Here is a 16,466-nt window from a genome sequence, read left to right as displayed (position 1 = left end):
CGGGCAGTTGGCACAACGGAAACTATGAGCACAACTGAAACCGACAAATCTGTGATTCCAGAACTGACTGATTTGCCTGCACTTATCCGGCAATGGGCCAGAGAGCTCGGGTTTTCCGACTCCGGTATCACAACCGCAGACACTGGCAAACATGCCCAGCATCTGCAGGACTGGCTGGCCAAGGGATATCAGGGTGAGATGGAGTACATGGCTCACCACGGGGATAAACGCTATACCCCGAAATCCCTGGTGCCTGGTACAACCAGGGTAATCTCTGTACGCATGGATTATATGCCCACACCGGACAGCCCGAAAGAAGCGCTTACTAACCGCGAAAACGCCTATATTACTCGCTACGCCCTTGGCCGGGACTATCACAAACTGATCCGCAAGCGGCTGGCAACCCTGGCAAAAAAAATTGACGATGCAGTAAGCGGCTATGACCACCGTGCCTTTGTAGATAGCGCCCCCGTACTGGAAAGAGCTCTGGCACAACGTGCCGGGCTGGGCTGGATAGGCAAAAACAATATGCTGATACACCCAAAGGCCGGATCCTTCTTTTTCCTTGGCGAGATATTTACCAGCGCCCCCCTGCCCGTAGACCCTGCCTTTGAAACCGATCATTGCGGCACCTGCTCCGCCTGCCTCGACCTGTGCCCGACGGATGCTTTTGTGGGGCCACACAAGCTGGATGCCCGGCGCTGTATCAGTTACCTCACAATAGAACTCAAGGGGAGCATTCCGGAAGATCTGCGCGCCCTGATGGGCAACCGGGTTTTTGGCTGCGATGACTGCCAACTCGTCTGCCCCTGGCAGAAGTTTAAAAAGCCTACCCGTGAGGATGATTTTCAGCCCAGACACGGCCTGAACAACAGTTCGCTGGCGGAACTGTTTTTATGGACTGAAGAGCAGTTTTTAAAACGAACTGAGGGTTCGGCAATTCGCCGCACAGGTTATGAAGGATGGCTGCGCAATCTTGCGGTGGGGCTGGGCAATGCGCCTTCTACAATTCCGGTCATTGAAGCCTTGAAACAGCGCGCGGACTACCCTTCAGATATGGTCCGCGAGCATGTTCAATGGGCCCTGGCACAGCATGGCTTATAGCTTGAAAAAGTGCTCCCGGTAGTAGCGCAACTCGTTGATAGAATCACGGATATCATCCAGCGCCTGATGACTGCCCTGCTTCTTCACACCTTTCAGCACATCCGGACGCCAACGGCGGGCCAGTTCTTTTACGGTGGAAACATCAAGGTTTCGGTAGTGGAAGAAATCTTCCAGCTGAGGCATGTATTTCACGAGGAAACGGCGATCCTGGCCAATACTGTTACCGCACAGGGGGGATTTTCCGGCTTCAAGATACTCTTTGAGAAAGGCCAGTGTTTGTTGCTCTGCCTCAGCCTCGGAGACTTTGCTTTCCCGGACACGCTTCGTTAACCCGCTTTCGCCGTGGGTGCGGGTACACCATTCATCCATGGCATCCAGCAGGTTGTCGGGTTGATGGACCGCTATTACCGGGCCTTCGGCCACCAGGTTCAGTTCTGAATCAGTGATGATGGTGGCCATTTCAATGATGCGTTCTTTTTCCGGATCAAGGCCGGTCATTTCCAGATCAATCCAAACCAGGTGATTGCCTGCTGACATTCTACTTTCCTCTTTAACCAAACGTCGTTGGTAGGCGGGGCTGCCCTTTACCTGCCGGGAACCGCTACGAGCACATCCATGGCCTCCGACACTCCCGGAAGGTAAAGACAGCCCCGCCCCATAATTCACTGTTATACCATTGGTGAAACAGCCATATTAAAGCCACACATAATTAATTACCGTATGATGTCACAGCAACGTCACCATTTTCATCCGTGTTATTTGAGACTTTATGGCAAAACGGCAACTGAACAAGCAACAACAATTCCGGATCAAGAAGGTTCAGGAGGAGCGCGCTGCCCGCGCGGCCCGCAAAGAGAAGTCGGTTCAGGCGCAGGCCGACGCTGGCGAACTGGGGCCTGAACAGGAAGGACTGATTATTGCTCACTATGGACAACAGCTTGATGTGGAAGCCCTGGAGGGTGAACGCAAAGGTGACGTTGTCCGCTGTTTTGTCCGGGCGAATATCGACAGCCTGGTAACAGGTGACCGGGTTGTATGGAGACCAGGCAAGAACGAAACAGGGGTGATTGTTGCGCGCTGTGATCGTGACAACCTGCTACAACGGCCGGATAATTTTGGTGCCGTCAAACCAGTAGCGGCGAATATTGATCATATTATTCTGGTAATCGCACCGGAGCCTGAGCCCCATGACAACCTGATTGACCGGTACCTTGTGGCTTCAGAGATCACAGATATTCCTGCGGTCATCCTGCTGAACAAGACAGACCTGATCACTGATCGCAACCGGGCCCAGATCGACGCGCTGCTGGCACGCTATGCTGCGCTGGGCTACGAGATAGTCCGCACATCAGCAGTTCAGTTCGACGGCGGACCTTCACCAGAGGTTGAGGCGCTGGTAAAAGGTAAAACAAGCGCGTTTGTGGGCCAGTCAGGAGTTGGTAAATCATCGATTATCCAGACACTGATGCCCGATGAAGCAATTCGGGTTGGCGCGGTTTCAGAAAGTACCGGCAAAGGTGTTCATACCACCACCACAGCAAAGCTCTTTCACCTGCCCATGGGCGGCGACCTGATCGACTCTCCGGGAATCAGGGAGTTCGGCCTCTGGCATATGTCGCCGCAGGAAATAGAGTATGGCTTTCGCGAGATTCGCGATGTTATTGGCTACTGCAAGTTTCGCAATTGCCGCCACATGGGTGATCCTGGCTGCGCCATTGATGCAGCGGCTGAAGCGGGTAAACTCAGCCCGGAACGACTACGAAGTTTTCATCGTATTCTTGAGGATATGGCCGAGCAGCAGTCACGGGGCCTGAAAGCCACCTGAGATAGCACTGCCCGGCGACCTACCAGTCAAGCTCGCCAGGTGCAGGCTCCGCTTTCTCCTTCAGCCAGTCACCGCTCTCCAGGTTTTCGCGGGCTTTATTCTGCTCTTCTTCCGATGGCGCCGTAAGATCAATAAGAGGCGTACCCGTCGCGCTGGCGCTGCTCTGGATACTGCTCACAGTTTTCTTGTTGAGTACGATAATGGAAATCCGGCGATTCACGGCAGCTGTCGGTTCGCTCTGGTCAAATAATACGGAATCACTCAACCCCACCACTCTTGCAATCTGCTGGGCACGTACGCCGCCTGCGACCAGGGCCCGGCGGGCAGTGTTGGCGCGGTCGGCTGAAAGTTCCCAGTTGGTGTATCCTGGCCGGCCGCCGAAGGGGGTTGCGTCTGTGTGACCGGTAATGCTGAGCCTGTTGTCTACAGTCCCGAGGGTTTTCGCAAGCTCAAACAGAATTTCCTGCGAATAATATTTCAGCTCGGCTCTGCCACTATCGAACATAGGGCGACCTGAGCGGTCAACGATCTGGATTCTCAGCCCTTCATCCGTGATATCGATTAACAGCTGGTCCTTGAATTCCTGTAGCGTTTCATTCTCTTCAATACGTTGTTTCAATTCCTGAAACAGCTCGTTCATACGGCGCTGTTCAAGGGTTTCCGAGAGCGCATCCACCACATTATCGCTGATCGGAATCTGGCCTGGATCAACATCCATGCTTGCCTCATTGATTACGGAAGCACTGCCCTCAAGATCTACGGGATTCGGTGACCCGCCGTCTGTAAAGCCGACCGGATCGCGAAAATAACCCTCCACAGCTTTTTTCTGTTCCGGTGATGCCGTGGCAGTCAGCCAGAGCACGAGAAAGAATGCCATCATTGCCGTTGCGAAGTCCGCAAAGGCCACTTTCCAGGAGCCGCCATGGTGCCCCCCGGCGACAACCTTTTTACGCTTTATGATTATTGGCTGCTGTTCCACAAGGCCACTCCTGGGTCTGGGGTCTGAGAGCAGGTGGCGCTATTTGGCGCGCACATGATCATTCAGTTCCTGAAAGCCAGGCCGCTTATCGGTTGGCAGCGCTTTGCGACCAAACTCGATGGCCATCTGGGGTGCCTGCCCCGAAACAGTGGCAACAATAGCGGACTTAACGCACTCATAGGCTTTGAGCTCGTATTTCGCAGCGTGCTCCATCGCAATGGACATCGGGCCAACAAAACCATAGCCCATCCAGATACCCAGAAAGGTTCCCACCAGCGCTGCCGCCACACTCAGACCAATACGCTCTGGCCCCTCGCTGAGGAAATTCATGGTAATTACAATACCAAGCACCGCTGCCACAATACCGAGACCCGGCAACGCGTCGGCAATTTTATTCACGGCATGGGCAGGTTCTTCAAGTTCGTGCTGACGGCTATCGATTTCGCTCTCCATCATGCCTTCAAGCTCATGAGTCGCCATATTTCCGGCACTGATGATTCTCAGGTAATCCGTAATGAAAGCGAGCAGTTCCTTTGACTTCATGATCGCCGGGTAGCGACTGAAGATCTGGCTGGACTCGGGGTTATCGATATCTTCCTCAATGGACATTACGCCTTGCTTGCGGGATTTGTCGAAGAGCTCATAAAGCATGCTCAGCAAATCCATGTAATAGGATTTATTGAACGGCGAACCAGTCAGCAGGCGTAAAACACCGGAAAAAACTTCCTTCACAGTATGAAGCGGGTTGGCGATTATGAAAGAGCCTATGGCTGCACCAAAGATTATGAGAACCTCTGTCGGCTGCCACAACACCATTAAATTGCCGCCGTGGAGGGTATACCCGCCAAGAACGCTGGCAACAACAATCACTGCGCCAATGATAAGTAACATGGGAAGAATGTAAGCCTTTATATTTAGGTTGTCGGCCGGTGCCGGTGTCAGTCACGGATTTTCTGGCTTGATCATAGCAAGCCTCTGCATTATCCGCGAAGCCATGAAACAATTTCTATACATACAGACGTATGCACAACACTCCTGCCATAGTATTTGATAAACTTCGAGCCTTTGAACGCATAGGACCCCTCAATGTTCGACAAGCTGTTTGTTCTGAGTCAGTACGTCACGCCGCAGCACACTGTTTCCAGCGTGGCCGGCCGCCTGGCAGATAATGATCGCGCCCCTGCGCTCAAAAACCGGGTAGTCAAATGGTTCGTTAAACGCTATGACGTGGACATGAGCGAAGCCGCCGAACAGGATCCGACAGCCTACCCCAGCTTCAACGCATTTTTTACCCGGGCACTGAAGCCCGGCATACGTCCGATTGCCGAAGGGCATAATACACTTGTAAGCCCTGTAGATGGCACCATCAGTCAGCTCGGCCAGGTAACCGGAGACCGGGTATTCCAGGCCAAGGGGCAATCGTTCAGTCTGACAGAACTGCTTGGCGGTGACACTCACCGGACGGATGCGTTTTCGGAGGGTGAGTTTTCAACGATTTATCTTGCTCCCAGGGATTATCACCGCATACACATGCCTCTGGCGGGCACGCTTCGGGAAATGATTCATGTTCCGGGCAAGTTATTTTCAGTAAATCCGGCAACAGCAGAGAATGTTCCCAACCTGTTTGCCAGGAATGAACGGGTTATCTGCATTTTTGATACAGAGTCAGGCCCTATGGCGCTGGTACTTGTAGGCGCGATGATTGTGGGCAGTGTTGAGACGACCTGGGCGGGCATTGTGGTGCCCGGCAACAACGGCGTAAAGGCGATTACCTACGAAGGCGAGAGCGCCATTTCGTTTGCTAAAGGCGAAGAGATGGGGCGCTTCCGCCTGGGCTCCACGGTAGTGATGGTTATGCCCAAGGGCAGTGTCGGCTGGAATGCTGAACAGGTCGCCGGGAAGCGGGTTCGCATGGGCGAAGCTTTTGGTCAGGTTAACCCCTGACCTCAGGCCCGCTCCAACGGAAATGCCAGTACGTCCGAAATATCCCGTGCACCCGTTTTCAGCATTAACAGACGATCCAGCCCCAAGGCCACGCCGGCACAATCCGGCAGGCCGTGCTCGATAGCGGCAAGAAAGGCTTCATCCACTTCCATTTCAGACTTTCCGGCCGCCTTTCGCAAACGATTGTCTGCTTCAAAACGGGCACGCTGCTCGTCTGCACAGGTGAGCTCCCAGTAGCCATTGCATAATTCAAGGCCGTCGATGTAAAGCTCGAAGCGGTGAGCCACATCGAAACCATCAACTCTGGAGATTCTGGCCAGAGAGGCCTGGGTCGCCGGGTATTGATTGATGAAAACCGGAGCACCAATACCCAGGTTTGGCTCTACAGCGAAGCTCATCAGTAAATCCAGGCAACCGTCGCGACTAAGGTCTTCCAGCTGTGCAGGCTCAAGCCATTGCCGACAGCGCTGGTGCAGGTCGCTTTCCGATATCACAAAGGGATCAATACCTGCCCAGTCAATCATTGCCTGGCGATAGCTTGTTACTTCTGGCTCAGGGCATTCCAGCCAACAACATACGAGCTCGGCAACCTCCGCCATCAGAGCGGCATCATCAAAGCCGGGGCGATACCATTCAAGCATTGAGAATTCAGGATTGTGGCGGCGGCCTCGCTCGCCATTACGGAAGACCTTTGAAATCTGGTAAATAGAGCCGGAGCCCGCAGCCAGCAGGCGTTTCATATGGTACTCGGGAGAAGTCTGCAGCCAGCCGCCCATAACACCTTGGGCGCTTATCCCGGCGGATACACTATCAAGGTTGGGCTCCGTTACACTGCAACGGCCAAGCACCGGGGTTTCAACCTCCAGTATATCCCGTTGCGCAAAAAAACCGCGCACATAGGATAACTGTTGTGCGCGGTTTTCCAGAGCTGCCCGGGAGCCCGAAGGCTGCCAGTCGGGCTGATTTTTCATACCTTACTCAGCTGCTTTTTACCCGGTTCATGTACTCACCGGAGCGGGTGTCCACTTTGAGTACTTCACCGATGGTGATGAACAGAGGCACGCTTACAACCGCGCCGGTAGACAGGGTTGCCGGTTTGGAACCGCCCTGTGCAGTATCGCCCTTCATGCCAGGGTCAGTCTCAACGACTTCCAGCTCAACAAAGTTTGGCGGAGTAACCGTAAGAGGGGCGCCGTTGTACAGGGTAACAGTGTAAACTTCCTGCTCTTTGAGCCACTTAAGCGCATCCCCCACGGCTTTTGCGTCGGCAGCGAACTGCTCAAATGAACCGTCGGTCAGCATGAAGTGCCAGAATTCCCCGTCGGTATAGAGGTATTCCATATCATGATCCATTACGTCTGCTGCTTCGATACTCTCACCAGACTTGAAGGTACGCTCCCACACACGGTTGCTTGTCAGATTGCGCAGCCTGACCCGGTTGAAGGCCTGGCCTTTACCTGGTTTTACGATTTCGTTCTCAAGAATAATACAGGGGTCGCCGTCCAGTAATACTTTAAGACCGCCGCGAAATTCGTTGGTAGAATATGAAGCCATGAAATGTCCACCTGCCAAAATGCTGTTTAAAATTCGAAGGCCGCTATGATACAGCGAACCCCTATCTCTATAGAAGCCCGGCTTTCAGGCGATGATAACCGGAGCTGGCAACAACTGCTTTCCGACTCAATAACTTCACCTCAGGAATTACTGGAAAGGCTGGATTTGCCAGCCAGAACCTGGCTGACTGGCGCCGAGGCCGGCCACCGGTTATTTCCCGTCAGGGTTCCAGAGCCTTTTCTGGCACGAATGGAGAAAGGAAACCCCGCAGACCCCCTGCTACGACAGGTACTGCCACTGGACCTTGAGAACAACATGGCAGAGGGGTTTGTCACCGACCCGCTGCAGGAAGACAGTGCAATACAGACCACAGGCCTGATTCGCAAGTATCGAAGCAGGGCATTGCTGATGGTTACCGGCCAGTGTGCGGTAAACTGCCGTTACTGTTTTCGCCGGCATTTCCCCTATACAGAACAGCGCCTCAGCCCGTCCAGCCGGCAAAAGGTGCTGGATACACTGGCCGCATCCCCTGAAATCAACGAGGTCATATTCAGCGGCGGCGACCCGCTTGCGGTCAGCGACCAGCTTTTGTCCCAATGGGCATCAGCCATCAGCAGCATCCCCCACATCCGCCGTATACGGCTGCATACCCGGCTCCCGGTAGTCATACCACAACGGGTGTGCGACGCACTATTGAAGTGGATCAGCAACACACCTGTGCCGGTTGTGATGGTGCTGCACATCAACCATCCGGCAGAGATTGACCAGCCGACCCGTCGTGCCCTGAGCTACCTGCGTTCGGCGGGCGTAACATTGCTGAATCAGAGCGTTATTCTCAGAGGCGTCAATGACGATGCCGGTGTGCTGGAGGATTTGAGCGAAGCCCTGTTTGATGCAGGGGTCCTGCCATACTACCTTCACGCTTTTGACCCGGTTGCGGGAGCTCAGCATTTCGATGTTTCCGACGAAGAGGCCCGTTTACTGGTCAGGGATCTGCTCTCCAGATTGCCAGGATTTCTGGTTCCGCGGCTGGTTCGCGAAGTTCCCGGAAAGACAGCCAAAACGCCCATTGATCTTTACTCAAATCCCCTTTGAGTGAGGATTATCCAACGCTGGCCCGATTTCACATGTCAAACATTGTTAACACACAATTTTCTCGCTTTCTTGCGCTGGCTTGCTACCTTAAAGTCCAGTACCGTCTATTTTGTAAAAAAATGTATATTCGGTGTTTTCCTGGTAAACCGGCAAACTGCGGCAGTGTCCGTGTTGCCGGATAAAGCCCGGAATTCGAAACCCAGTCCTGATATTGGCGCATACTCATGGAAGGAATGATCCTCAAACCAGATCTCCGTGTTCCCGAGCAGAAAACGTCGAGCCTGTCGTTTTGCGATACCACGCCCAAGGCGTTCAGGACCTGGATCAACCTGCTCCCCATGGCCAATATTGGCGAGGTTTCGCGTCAGCTCTATCACGCCATCATCGAACTCAACCACCTGTTTCTGGCGCCCCAGCAGCGCCTGCAGTTCCTTGAACTGACCCGCAAGAAGATTCATTTTGTCTGCGGTGAACTCTCCCGCCACTACCTCGGCCATGCAGTGGCCCTGCCCGAGAAACAGCGCAAGATCGCCAATCTGTCTCAGGCACTCCAGCTGCACCTTGCCAGCGGCTATAAGCTTTGTATCCTGGAAGCTCTGGACGACGGCGGCCTGGATAAAAATCGCAAGCTGGTTGCGACGTCCATCCACAGGGCCATCTCCGAGCTTGCTTCAACAATCCTGAGATCTCACCAGCTCTATTGCCCCAGCCCGACACAGAGCTGGCTGGAATGTCATCGCATGTTCCGGTTTGCATACCGCAACAAGCTCTCAGGCGTTGCAATAGAAGACGACACCCTGAAGCAAAGACAGGCAAGTACAGTGGCAGACAGCTACAAGCGTCTTTTGCTGCTGGGTTGCGCAAGGCCAAACCAGCTCAGGCAGTCCGAGCTGCTCCAGGCATATGACCTGTTCGAATCCTGGACGGAACAAACCCACTGCGGGCGCGACATAGGTGAAGACACTCTTTTCGTCGTAAACATGGAACGAGACAGCTCTCCGGTATACAGGAGCCTGCTTGAGTCCAAGCCCGGAGACGAAAGCTTCGGATTTGATACCCGTGAACTGGCAACCACCATTTCCGAAAACCTCGACGCCAGACTGCGCCAGCTTCCTGCACCCGATACTCTGATTTTACCGGGCGACGTAAACGATACCCTGCTCACTCACCTGAGCCAGGCTCTGGGGATTCTGGCAAAACGGAACTTCAACCGGATTGCCAGCCAGGGTTCCCTCGAAATATGCGTAGGGCTCTCTGCAGCGCACTATTTCATTGCCGGTGAGAAGTCGTTTACTGAGTTCGTCACAGGCAATGACAATGGCAATGCGGGTGAAGAAAACCTTTTTGTCCGCACGTCCCGCCAACGGGGCGACGCCTGGGCCGGAGCTCCTGACGCATCTCCGAACGAGGAACACCTGTATTCCGCGGATACGCCGATCAATTTTCGTGGCAGCTTCGGGAATACGCCGACACCGGCAACCGATAAAAACCGCCCCAGATCTCACGCTGCGTTGCTGGTCAATACGAGCCCGGGTGGCTACTGCGTTTCATGGGAGTCCAATGTGCCGCCGTCGATGCAGGCCGGAGAGATACTCGGGGTGCGAGAGCAACGCTCACATCCATGGAGCATCGCGGTCGTTCGCTGGATCCGGCAGATCAAAAACCAGGGCACTCAGGTTGGCATCGAACTCCTGGCACCCAGCGGATCGCCCTGCGGCGTCCGTCTGATCCAGAAAGTTGGTAACAGCAGTGAGTACCTGCGCGGACTTCTGCTTCCTGAAATCAGTGTGGTCAATCAAGCCGCCACCCTGATTACGCCTCGACTTCCGTTCCAGAATGGAAGCCGCATCTCCTTGCTGCAAAACGGCAGGGAAGAACCTGGGCAATTACTGAAAAAGATCTCCTCAACGGGCAGCATCAGCCAGTTCGAGCTGAAACTACAGAACAGCAACGCGGCTTCGCCACCTGCGAACGCCTCAATGGCGAACGGCACCAACGAAGATGACTTCGATTCCCTGTGGCCGTCACTCTGAAACCCTCAGGTAACTTTGTGTATTTCCCAGAGGCTTGTTATTAAGCCTCAACCCCTGCATCATTCAGCGGTAGTGATAGTCCGGTCTCGCAGTACCAGTTCACAGTTTCCTGCAAGACGCTGTAGTTAAGGTAGAGTTATCTCTGCCGGGGCCGGCTCAGCCAACCTGTATTACGAGACGCCTTAGGAATGCAGAAACAGAACGCCACCGTACACCTGCTTATCCTCGACCCTTCCCAGAATGATGCCGAGTCCCTGGTAAGCCTGCTCAGAAATGCCGGCAGGGCTACCCGTGCACACCGCATTACCTCCGAAGAGGATCTGGAAGAAGCTCTGAAAAACAGCAACTGGGACCTTCTTCTGGCTCGTGATGTCGAGCAGGAATTCTCAGCGGACAGCGCTTTGGCCATGATCCGACGCATGGATAAAGACATTCCTTGCCTGTTCCTGACCGAGCAGGAAAGCCGTGAAAGAACGGTAGCCGTCATGAAAGCCGGTGGTCAGGGTACAGTTCAGTCTGGCCACAACGATCTGCTGGTCCTCATGGCCAAGCGGGAGCTTGCAGCCCTAGAGGATCGCCGCCGCCGCAGAGCACTGGAATCTCACCTGCGTGAAGCAGAACAACGATGCCAGTTATTGCTGGAAAGCTCCAAGGATGCCATCGCCTACATCAATGACGGCATGCACATCTATGCCAACCAGTCCTACATGGAGTTTCTGGGATACGACGATATTGATGACCTGATCTGTGTCCCCGTACTCGATACGCTAACGCCCGAAAGCCAGAACGACTACAAGGCGTTCATGAAATCCTTCGCGGAGAAGGGTGAAGATGGCATGACCATCAACTGCACGGCGAAGCGCAGCGATGATCATGAGCTGAATGTGACCATGTCAGTGTCCGCCGCAACCTACGACAGCGAAGTCTGCACCCAGATAGTGCTGCAGCCGGAACATAGCGATGCGGAACTGGAAGAGAAGTTACGTGAGATCAGCAGCCAGGATCTGCTTACCGGACTGTATAACCGGCAATATCTGATGAAAGAGCTTGAACAAGCCATCGCCAATGCCGGTAAAAACAATGAAATGGGAGCCCTGGCGTATATCGCTCTTGATAATTTTATAACCATGAAGGGACAGGTTGGCATTGCCGGCGCAGATCTGTTGCTTGGAGATCTGGCCACCCTGCTGAAGAAAGAGGCTGCTGATGATCTGGTACTGGCACGCCTCAGCGATGATGCATTCTGCCTCCTGAGCATGCCCGGTCATGAGAAGGCCCTGACCAACCGATGTGAGCAGATCCGCAAAGCGGTAGATGAGCATCTCTTCGATATCAACGGTAGTACGGTACCTTTAACCGTCAGTATCGGGATTGCATCAATTACTGAAAACTCGCCAAAAGCCGAAGAGCTGATGGCCCGGGCTCATAACGCATCCTCCGAAGTACGTACACAGGAAGGCCATGCACAGGGCAACGGCATTTGCGTCTACAACCCGGCAGATTACGAAACTCTGGATGATGGCAGCGCCATAGATGCAATATTGAAGGCTCTGGAGGAGAACCGCTTCAAACTCTTGTTCCAGCCTATTATCAATCTGCGCGGAGAGGGAGAAGAGCACTACGAAGCTTTTGTGCGCATGCTTGATCAGGATGAGAAAGAAGTCTCACCTTACGACTTCCTGCCTCCCATGGGGCCAAGTGATACTGCCATCAAAATCGATCGCTGGGTTATTCTTCAGTCAATCAAACAACTATCCAGCCACCGCTCGAAAGGCAACGATACACGCATGTTCCTTAATGTGACGGCGGAGACCCTGCAGGACAAAACATTCACATCCTGGCTTAGCGTGGCCCTGAAAGCAGCTCGCCTGCCCGGCGACTCACTGATTTTCCAGATCCGTGAAGGCGATGCCAACAAGTATATGAAGCAGGCCAAAGAATTCACAAAAACCCTGCACCAGCTTCACTGCAAGGTGTCCATTGCCCAGTTCGGCTGCGCATTGAATCCGTTCAATACCCTGAAGCACATTGATACAGATTATGTGAAGATCGACGGTTCCTTCACGGAAGAAATCCAGAAGAGTGAAGAATCCAGGGAACAGGTAAAAGAAATGGTGAAGAGCCTGCAAAGCGCCGGAAAGCTGACCATTATGCCTCTGGTGGAAAACGCCGCGGTTCTTGCGACACTATGGCAGGCCGGAGTGAACTATATCCAGGGGTACTATCTGCAGGCACCGCTGCCGGAAATGAATTACGAATTTGGCGATAACTGAGGCTGAATTGCCTCCGGAGAGGAGCGCCGGCTCAAAGGCCGGCGTTCTTCAAACCCTGATTCGTTTCACTCTCACGGAAGCCGATAAGATAGAGGATCGCATCCAGCCCAAGCGTCGAAATGGCATGTCGGGCAGACTCCTTGACCAGTGGCTTGGCTCTGAAAGCAACACCGAGCCCTGCCTGACTGAGCATAGGCAGATCATTGGCACCATCGCCCACCGCAATTACCTGTTCCCGTGAAATATGCTCTTTGCCCGCTATTTCCAGTAACAGCTCTGCCTTACGCTTGCCATCCACAATCCGGCCGGAAACCTCACCCGTCACCTTGCCATCGCGGATCTCCAGCTCATTCGCGTACACATAATCAATGCCCAGCTTGTCCTGGAGATGTCGGGCAAAGTAGGTAAAACCACCGGAAAGAATCGCTGTGCGATAGCCCAGGGCTTTCAGGCTCAGAATCAAATGTTCTGCACCCTCTGTCATCTTGAGCCGGCCTGCAACACGCTCCAGCACAGATTCATCCAGGCCTTTAAGCAACGCCAGGCGCTCAGCAAAGCTCTGGCTGAAGTCCAGTTCCCCCTGCATCGCACGCTCGGTAATCTCCGCGACCTGATCGCCTACACCCGCCTCGAGGGCAAGTTCATCGATTACTTCGGCTTCAATGAGGGTGGAATCCATATCGAACACCACCAACCGACGGTTACGCCGGAAGATGGAATCTTCCTGGAATGCAATATCTACATTCATCTCACCGGCAATATGCAGAAAATCGGCTCTCAACTGCCCCAGGTCGGAAGGCGTGCCGCGGACTGAAAACTCCACACAGGCGATCCCGTTGCTGGTCGTGTTGAGCGAAGGCCTTGCCGACAGCCTGGAGATATTGTCAATATTCAGACCATGACGGGCTGTAATTGCAGAAACCCGGGCAATTTGCTCCGCTTTGATATCGCGGGAAAGCAAAGTGACAATATAACAGGCCCTGTTACGCCCTTCGGCCCAGGTCTGGTACTCCTCTATGGTAATCGGGGCGAACCGTACCTGAAGGTCCAGCGAGTGCAGCCGGAACAGCAAATCACGGATCACCGGGGAGGATTTCGATTCATCCGGTATTTCAATGAGAATGCCCCATGTCAGGTGGTCGTGAATGACCGCCTGACCTATATCGAGAATCCGCACGTCATACCGCCCCATGATGCCGGTGATTTCCGACGTAAGCCCGGGCTTATCGCGCCCGGATACGTTGATCAGAACAAGCTCACTCACTTTCAGAACTCTCCTCTTCCTTCGCTCGGGCAGCAGAAGGGATAACGTCGATGGCATCTACCCGCTGCAGCCCTCGGGGCAGCTTATGTCCCCTCCGGCCGCGTTCGCCCAGATAATGCTCAAGATCGCTGAACTGCAGGCCCATCTTGCGCTTGCCTGCACGAATCTCCAGCTGATCATCTTCTGCGAATACTGCTATGGCCACCACATACTCCTCGCGGTTCTGCACCCGGGCAGAGGGGATACTGATAATTTTGTTGCCTTTGCCCTTACTCAGCTCCGGTAGTTCGTTAAGCGGGAAAACAAGCATTCGCCCCTCATTGGATATCGCTCCCAGATACAGTGTCTTGTCCGTAACGGGAATAACCACCGGGGGTATGATTCTGGCACCTTTCGGCACACTGACTACCGCCTTGCCGTTCCGGTTTTTACTGATCATGTCATTCAGCGAGGTCACAAATCCGTAACCGCCATCCGTCACCAGCAATGCTTTGCGTGCGGGATCGCCCATCAGCAGGCCAGAGAAAGTTGCCCCCGGGGGAGGGTTAATCCTTCCTGTCAAAGGATCGCCCTGCCCTCTCGCCGAGGGCAGGCTATGTGCCATAAGTGAATATGCCCGGCCGGTAGAGTCCAGAAAGATTGCCTGCTGGTTATTACGGCCTCTGGCGGCCAGCGCAAAACTGTCACCGGACTTGTAGCTCAGCCCGTCCGGATCTATGTCGTGGCCCTTGGCAGCACGCACCCAGCCTTTGTCAGACAGAACCACGGTGACAGGGTCGTTGGAAACCAGGTCGTTCTCACTGAAAGCCCTGGCCTCTTGCCGCTCAACAATCGGGGAACGACGATCATCACCGTAGGTTTCTGCATCGGCCAGCAGTTCGCTTTTAATAAGCTCTCGCAAACGGTCTTCAGATCCGAGAATCGTCTGAAGTTCATCACGTTCAGCGGCGAGCTCATCCTGTTCACCACGGATCTTCATTTCCTCAAGCTTGGCCAGATGCCGCAGCTTCAACTCAAGGATGGATTCTGCCTGATCTGCAGACAGTCCGAACCGCTCCATAAAGATAGCCTTGGGCTTATCTTCGGTGCGGATAATGTGGATAACTTCATCAATATTCAGGTAGGCAATCAACAGGCCTTCAAGAATGTGCAGGCGCGCAAGCACCTTATCAAGCCTGTACTGCAAACGGCGAGTGACCGTGGTACGCCGGAAGGCCAGCCACTCGGTCAGCATCTGATGGAGGCCTTTTACGCCCGGGCGGCCATCGTTACCGATGACATTGATGTTCACCCGATAGGTTTTTTCAAGATCGGTGCTGGCAAAAAGATGGGCCATCAACCCATCGAGATCGACCCGGTTGGAGCGGGGCACAATAACCAGACGGGTCGGATTCTCATGATCAGACTCATCACGAAGGTCAGCAACCATAGGCAGCTTTTTAGCCTGCATCTGATGCGCAATCTGCTCCAGCACCCGGTTACCCGATACCTGATGAGGCAGGTCGGTTACCACAATCTCGCCCGTTTCCCGAACCCAGCGGGCACGCATGCGCAGCGAGCCCCGGCCAGTCTCATACATCTGACGTAGATCTTTCCTGGGGGTAATGATTTCCGCGCAGGTCGGGAAGTCCGGTCCTTTTACATGTTCACAAAGCTGGTCAACGGTCGCTTCCGGATCATCCAGCAACCGGATACAGGCAGCAGTTACTTCTCTTACGTTATGGGGGGGAATGTCCGTAGCCATGCCCACAGCTATGCCGGTTGTGCCGTTGAGCAAAACATGGGGCAACCTTGCCGGCAAGACTGAGGGTTCGTCCATGGTGCCGTCAAAGTTGGGGGTCCAGTCCACAGTACCCTGACCAAGCTCCGCCAGCAGTACATCAGCAAAGCGTGCCAACCGTGATTCCGTATACCGCATGGCCGCGAAGGACTTTGGATCATCCGGCGCCCCCCAGTTACCCTGCCCGTCTACGAGCGGATACCGGTAGGAAAACGGCTGAGCCATGAGCACCATGGCTTCATAGCAGGCGCTGTCCCCGTGAGGGTGGAACTTGCCTAGAACGTCACCTACCGTACGGGCAGACTTCTTGTATTTGGACGTAGATTTAAGGCCCAGTTCTGACATGGCGTAAATAATGCGTCGCTGAACCGGCTTCAGTCCGTCGCCGACATTGGGAAGTGCGCGGTCAAGAATGACGTACATGGAGTAGTCGAGATAGGCTTTTTCCGTGTAGTCCCTGAGTGATACCCGCTCAAAGCCTTCATCCGTTGTCTGAAACTCTGGCATGGATGCCTCTTTTTGCCTGTATTGCCTGATGTTTAAGGAGTCCGTGTGCTACCTTGTTTGCCCCGGATAATCACGAAGCTGGTGCAGAGAGACATTATATGGAGCACC

13 protein-coding genes are annotated in these 16,466 nt (G+C 54.1%); 6 read left to right on the top strand and 7 right to left on the bottom strand.

Annotation, left to right across the window (positions count from 1 at the left end; genetic code table 11):
* Window positions 1-24 precede the first annotated feature (24 nt).
* Complete coding sequence (queG, locus tag CPA50_RS03785; RefSeq protein ID WP_096781126.1) at window positions 25-1,104, top strand: tRNA epoxyqueuosine(34) reductase QueG; 1,080 nt, start codon at window positions 25-27, stop codon at window positions 1,102-1,104.
* Here the strand turns inward: queG and orn are convergent.
* Entirely contained in the window at window positions 1,099-1,641 is a 543-nt protein-coding gene (orn, locus tag CPA50_RS03780; RefSeq protein WP_096781125.1) for an oligoribonuclease, read from the bottom strand. The genes queG and orn overlap by 6 nt on opposite strands.
* A gap of 232 nt (window positions 1,642-1,873) precedes the next feature.
* Here orn and rsgA point away from each other — a divergent pair, with 232 nt between their 5' ends.
* Complete coding sequence (rsgA, locus tag CPA50_RS03775; protein ID WP_096781124.1) at window positions 1,874-2,929, top strand: small ribosomal subunit biogenesis GTPase RsgA; 1,056 nt, start codon at window positions 1,874-1,876, stop codon at window positions 2,927-2,929.
* A gap of 19 nt (window positions 2,930-2,948) precedes the next feature.
* Here the strand turns inward: rsgA and motB are convergent, their stop codons facing one another.
* The gene (gene motB, locus CPA50_RS03770; RefSeq protein ID WP_096781123.1) at window positions 2,949-3,908 is read right to left on the bottom strand and encodes a flagellar motor protein MotB; all 960 of its coding nucleotides are present in this window, start codon (window positions 3,906-3,908) and stop codon (window positions 2,949-2,951) included.
* 39 nt (window positions 3,909-3,947) lie between these two features.
* Window positions 3,948-4,799 carry a flagellar motor stator protein MotA gene (gene motA, locus CPA50_RS03765; RefSeq protein WP_096781122.1) on the bottom strand — a complete coding sequence of 284 codons (852 nt, stop codon included), beginning with the start codon at window positions 4,797-4,799 and terminating at the stop codon, window positions 3,948-3,950.
* A gap of 195 nt (window positions 4,800-4,994) precedes the next feature.
* On the opposite strand from motA, the gene asd reads away from it, so the two are divergent.
* Window positions 4,995-5,852 carry an archaetidylserine decarboxylase gene (gene asd, locus CPA50_RS03760; protein WP_096781121.1) on the top strand — a complete coding sequence of 286 codons (858 nt, stop codon included), beginning with the start codon at window positions 4,995-4,997 and terminating at the stop codon, window positions 5,850-5,852.
* A 2-nt stretch (window positions 5,853-5,854) separates the two neighbouring features.
* Here the strand turns inward: asd and epmA are convergent, their stop codons facing one another.
* Both epmA and efp read right to left on the bottom strand, forming a co-directional pair.
* Window positions 5,855-6,823: an EF-P lysine aminoacylase EpmA gene (epmA, locus tag CPA50_RS03755; protein WP_096781120.1), complete on the bottom strand. Its 969-nt coding sequence runs from the start codon at window positions 6,821-6,823 to the stop codon at window positions 5,855-5,857.
* A gap of 7 nt (window positions 6,824-6,830) precedes the next feature.
* Window positions 6,831-7,406 (bottom strand): elongation factor P, encoded by a 576-nt coding sequence (gene efp, locus CPA50_RS03750; protein ID WP_096781119.1) that lies wholly within the window; start codon window positions 7,404-7,406, stop codon window positions 6,831-6,833.
* Between the two features lie 45 nt (window positions 7,407-7,451).
* Between efp and epmB the strand changes: the two genes are divergently transcribed.
* The 3 genes from epmB to CPA50_RS03735 all read left to right on the top strand — a co-directional run bounded on the left by epmB (window position 7,452) and on the right by CPA50_RS03735 (window position 12,807).
* Entirely contained in the window at window positions 7,452-8,501 is a 1,050-nt protein-coding gene (gene epmB / locus CPA50_RS03745; RefSeq protein ID WP_096781118.1) for an EF-P beta-lysylation protein EpmB, read from the top strand.
* Window positions 8,502-8,725: 224 nt separating this feature from the next.
* Entirely contained in the window at window positions 8,726-10,534 is a 1,809-nt protein-coding gene (locus tag CPA50_RS03740) for a GTPase (RefSeq protein WP_096781117.1), read from the top strand.
* A 188-nt stretch (window positions 10,535-10,722) separates the two neighbouring features.
* Complete coding sequence (locus CPA50_RS03735; RefSeq protein WP_096781116.1) at window positions 10,723-12,807, top strand: EAL domain-containing protein; 2,085 nt, start codon at window positions 10,723-10,725, stop codon at window positions 12,805-12,807.
* Between the two features lie 31 nt (window positions 12,808-12,838).
* Here CPA50_RS03735 and serB read toward each other — a convergent pair whose 3' ends face one another.
* Window positions 12,839-14,071 (bottom strand): phosphoserine phosphatase SerB, encoded by a 1,233-nt coding sequence (serB, locus tag CPA50_RS03730; protein ID WP_096781115.1) that lies wholly within the window; start codon window positions 14,069-14,071, stop codon window positions 12,839-12,841.
* A complete protein-coding gene (parC, locus tag CPA50_RS03725) occupies window positions 14,064-16,358 on the bottom strand; it encodes a DNA topoisomerase IV subunit A (RefSeq protein WP_096781114.1) in 2,295 nt (764 codons plus the stop codon). Before parC ends, serB begins: the two co-directional genes overlap by 8 nt.
* Window positions 16,359-16,466: the final 108 nt, after the last annotated feature.

Origin of the sequence: Marinobacter sp. ANT_B65, from assembly GCF_002407605.1 — a bacterium.
Taxonomy (GTDB): Bacteria; Pseudomonadota; Gammaproteobacteria; order Pseudomonadales; family Oleiphilaceae; genus Marinobacter.
This window is presented reverse-complemented; position numbering and strand designations above follow the sequence as displayed.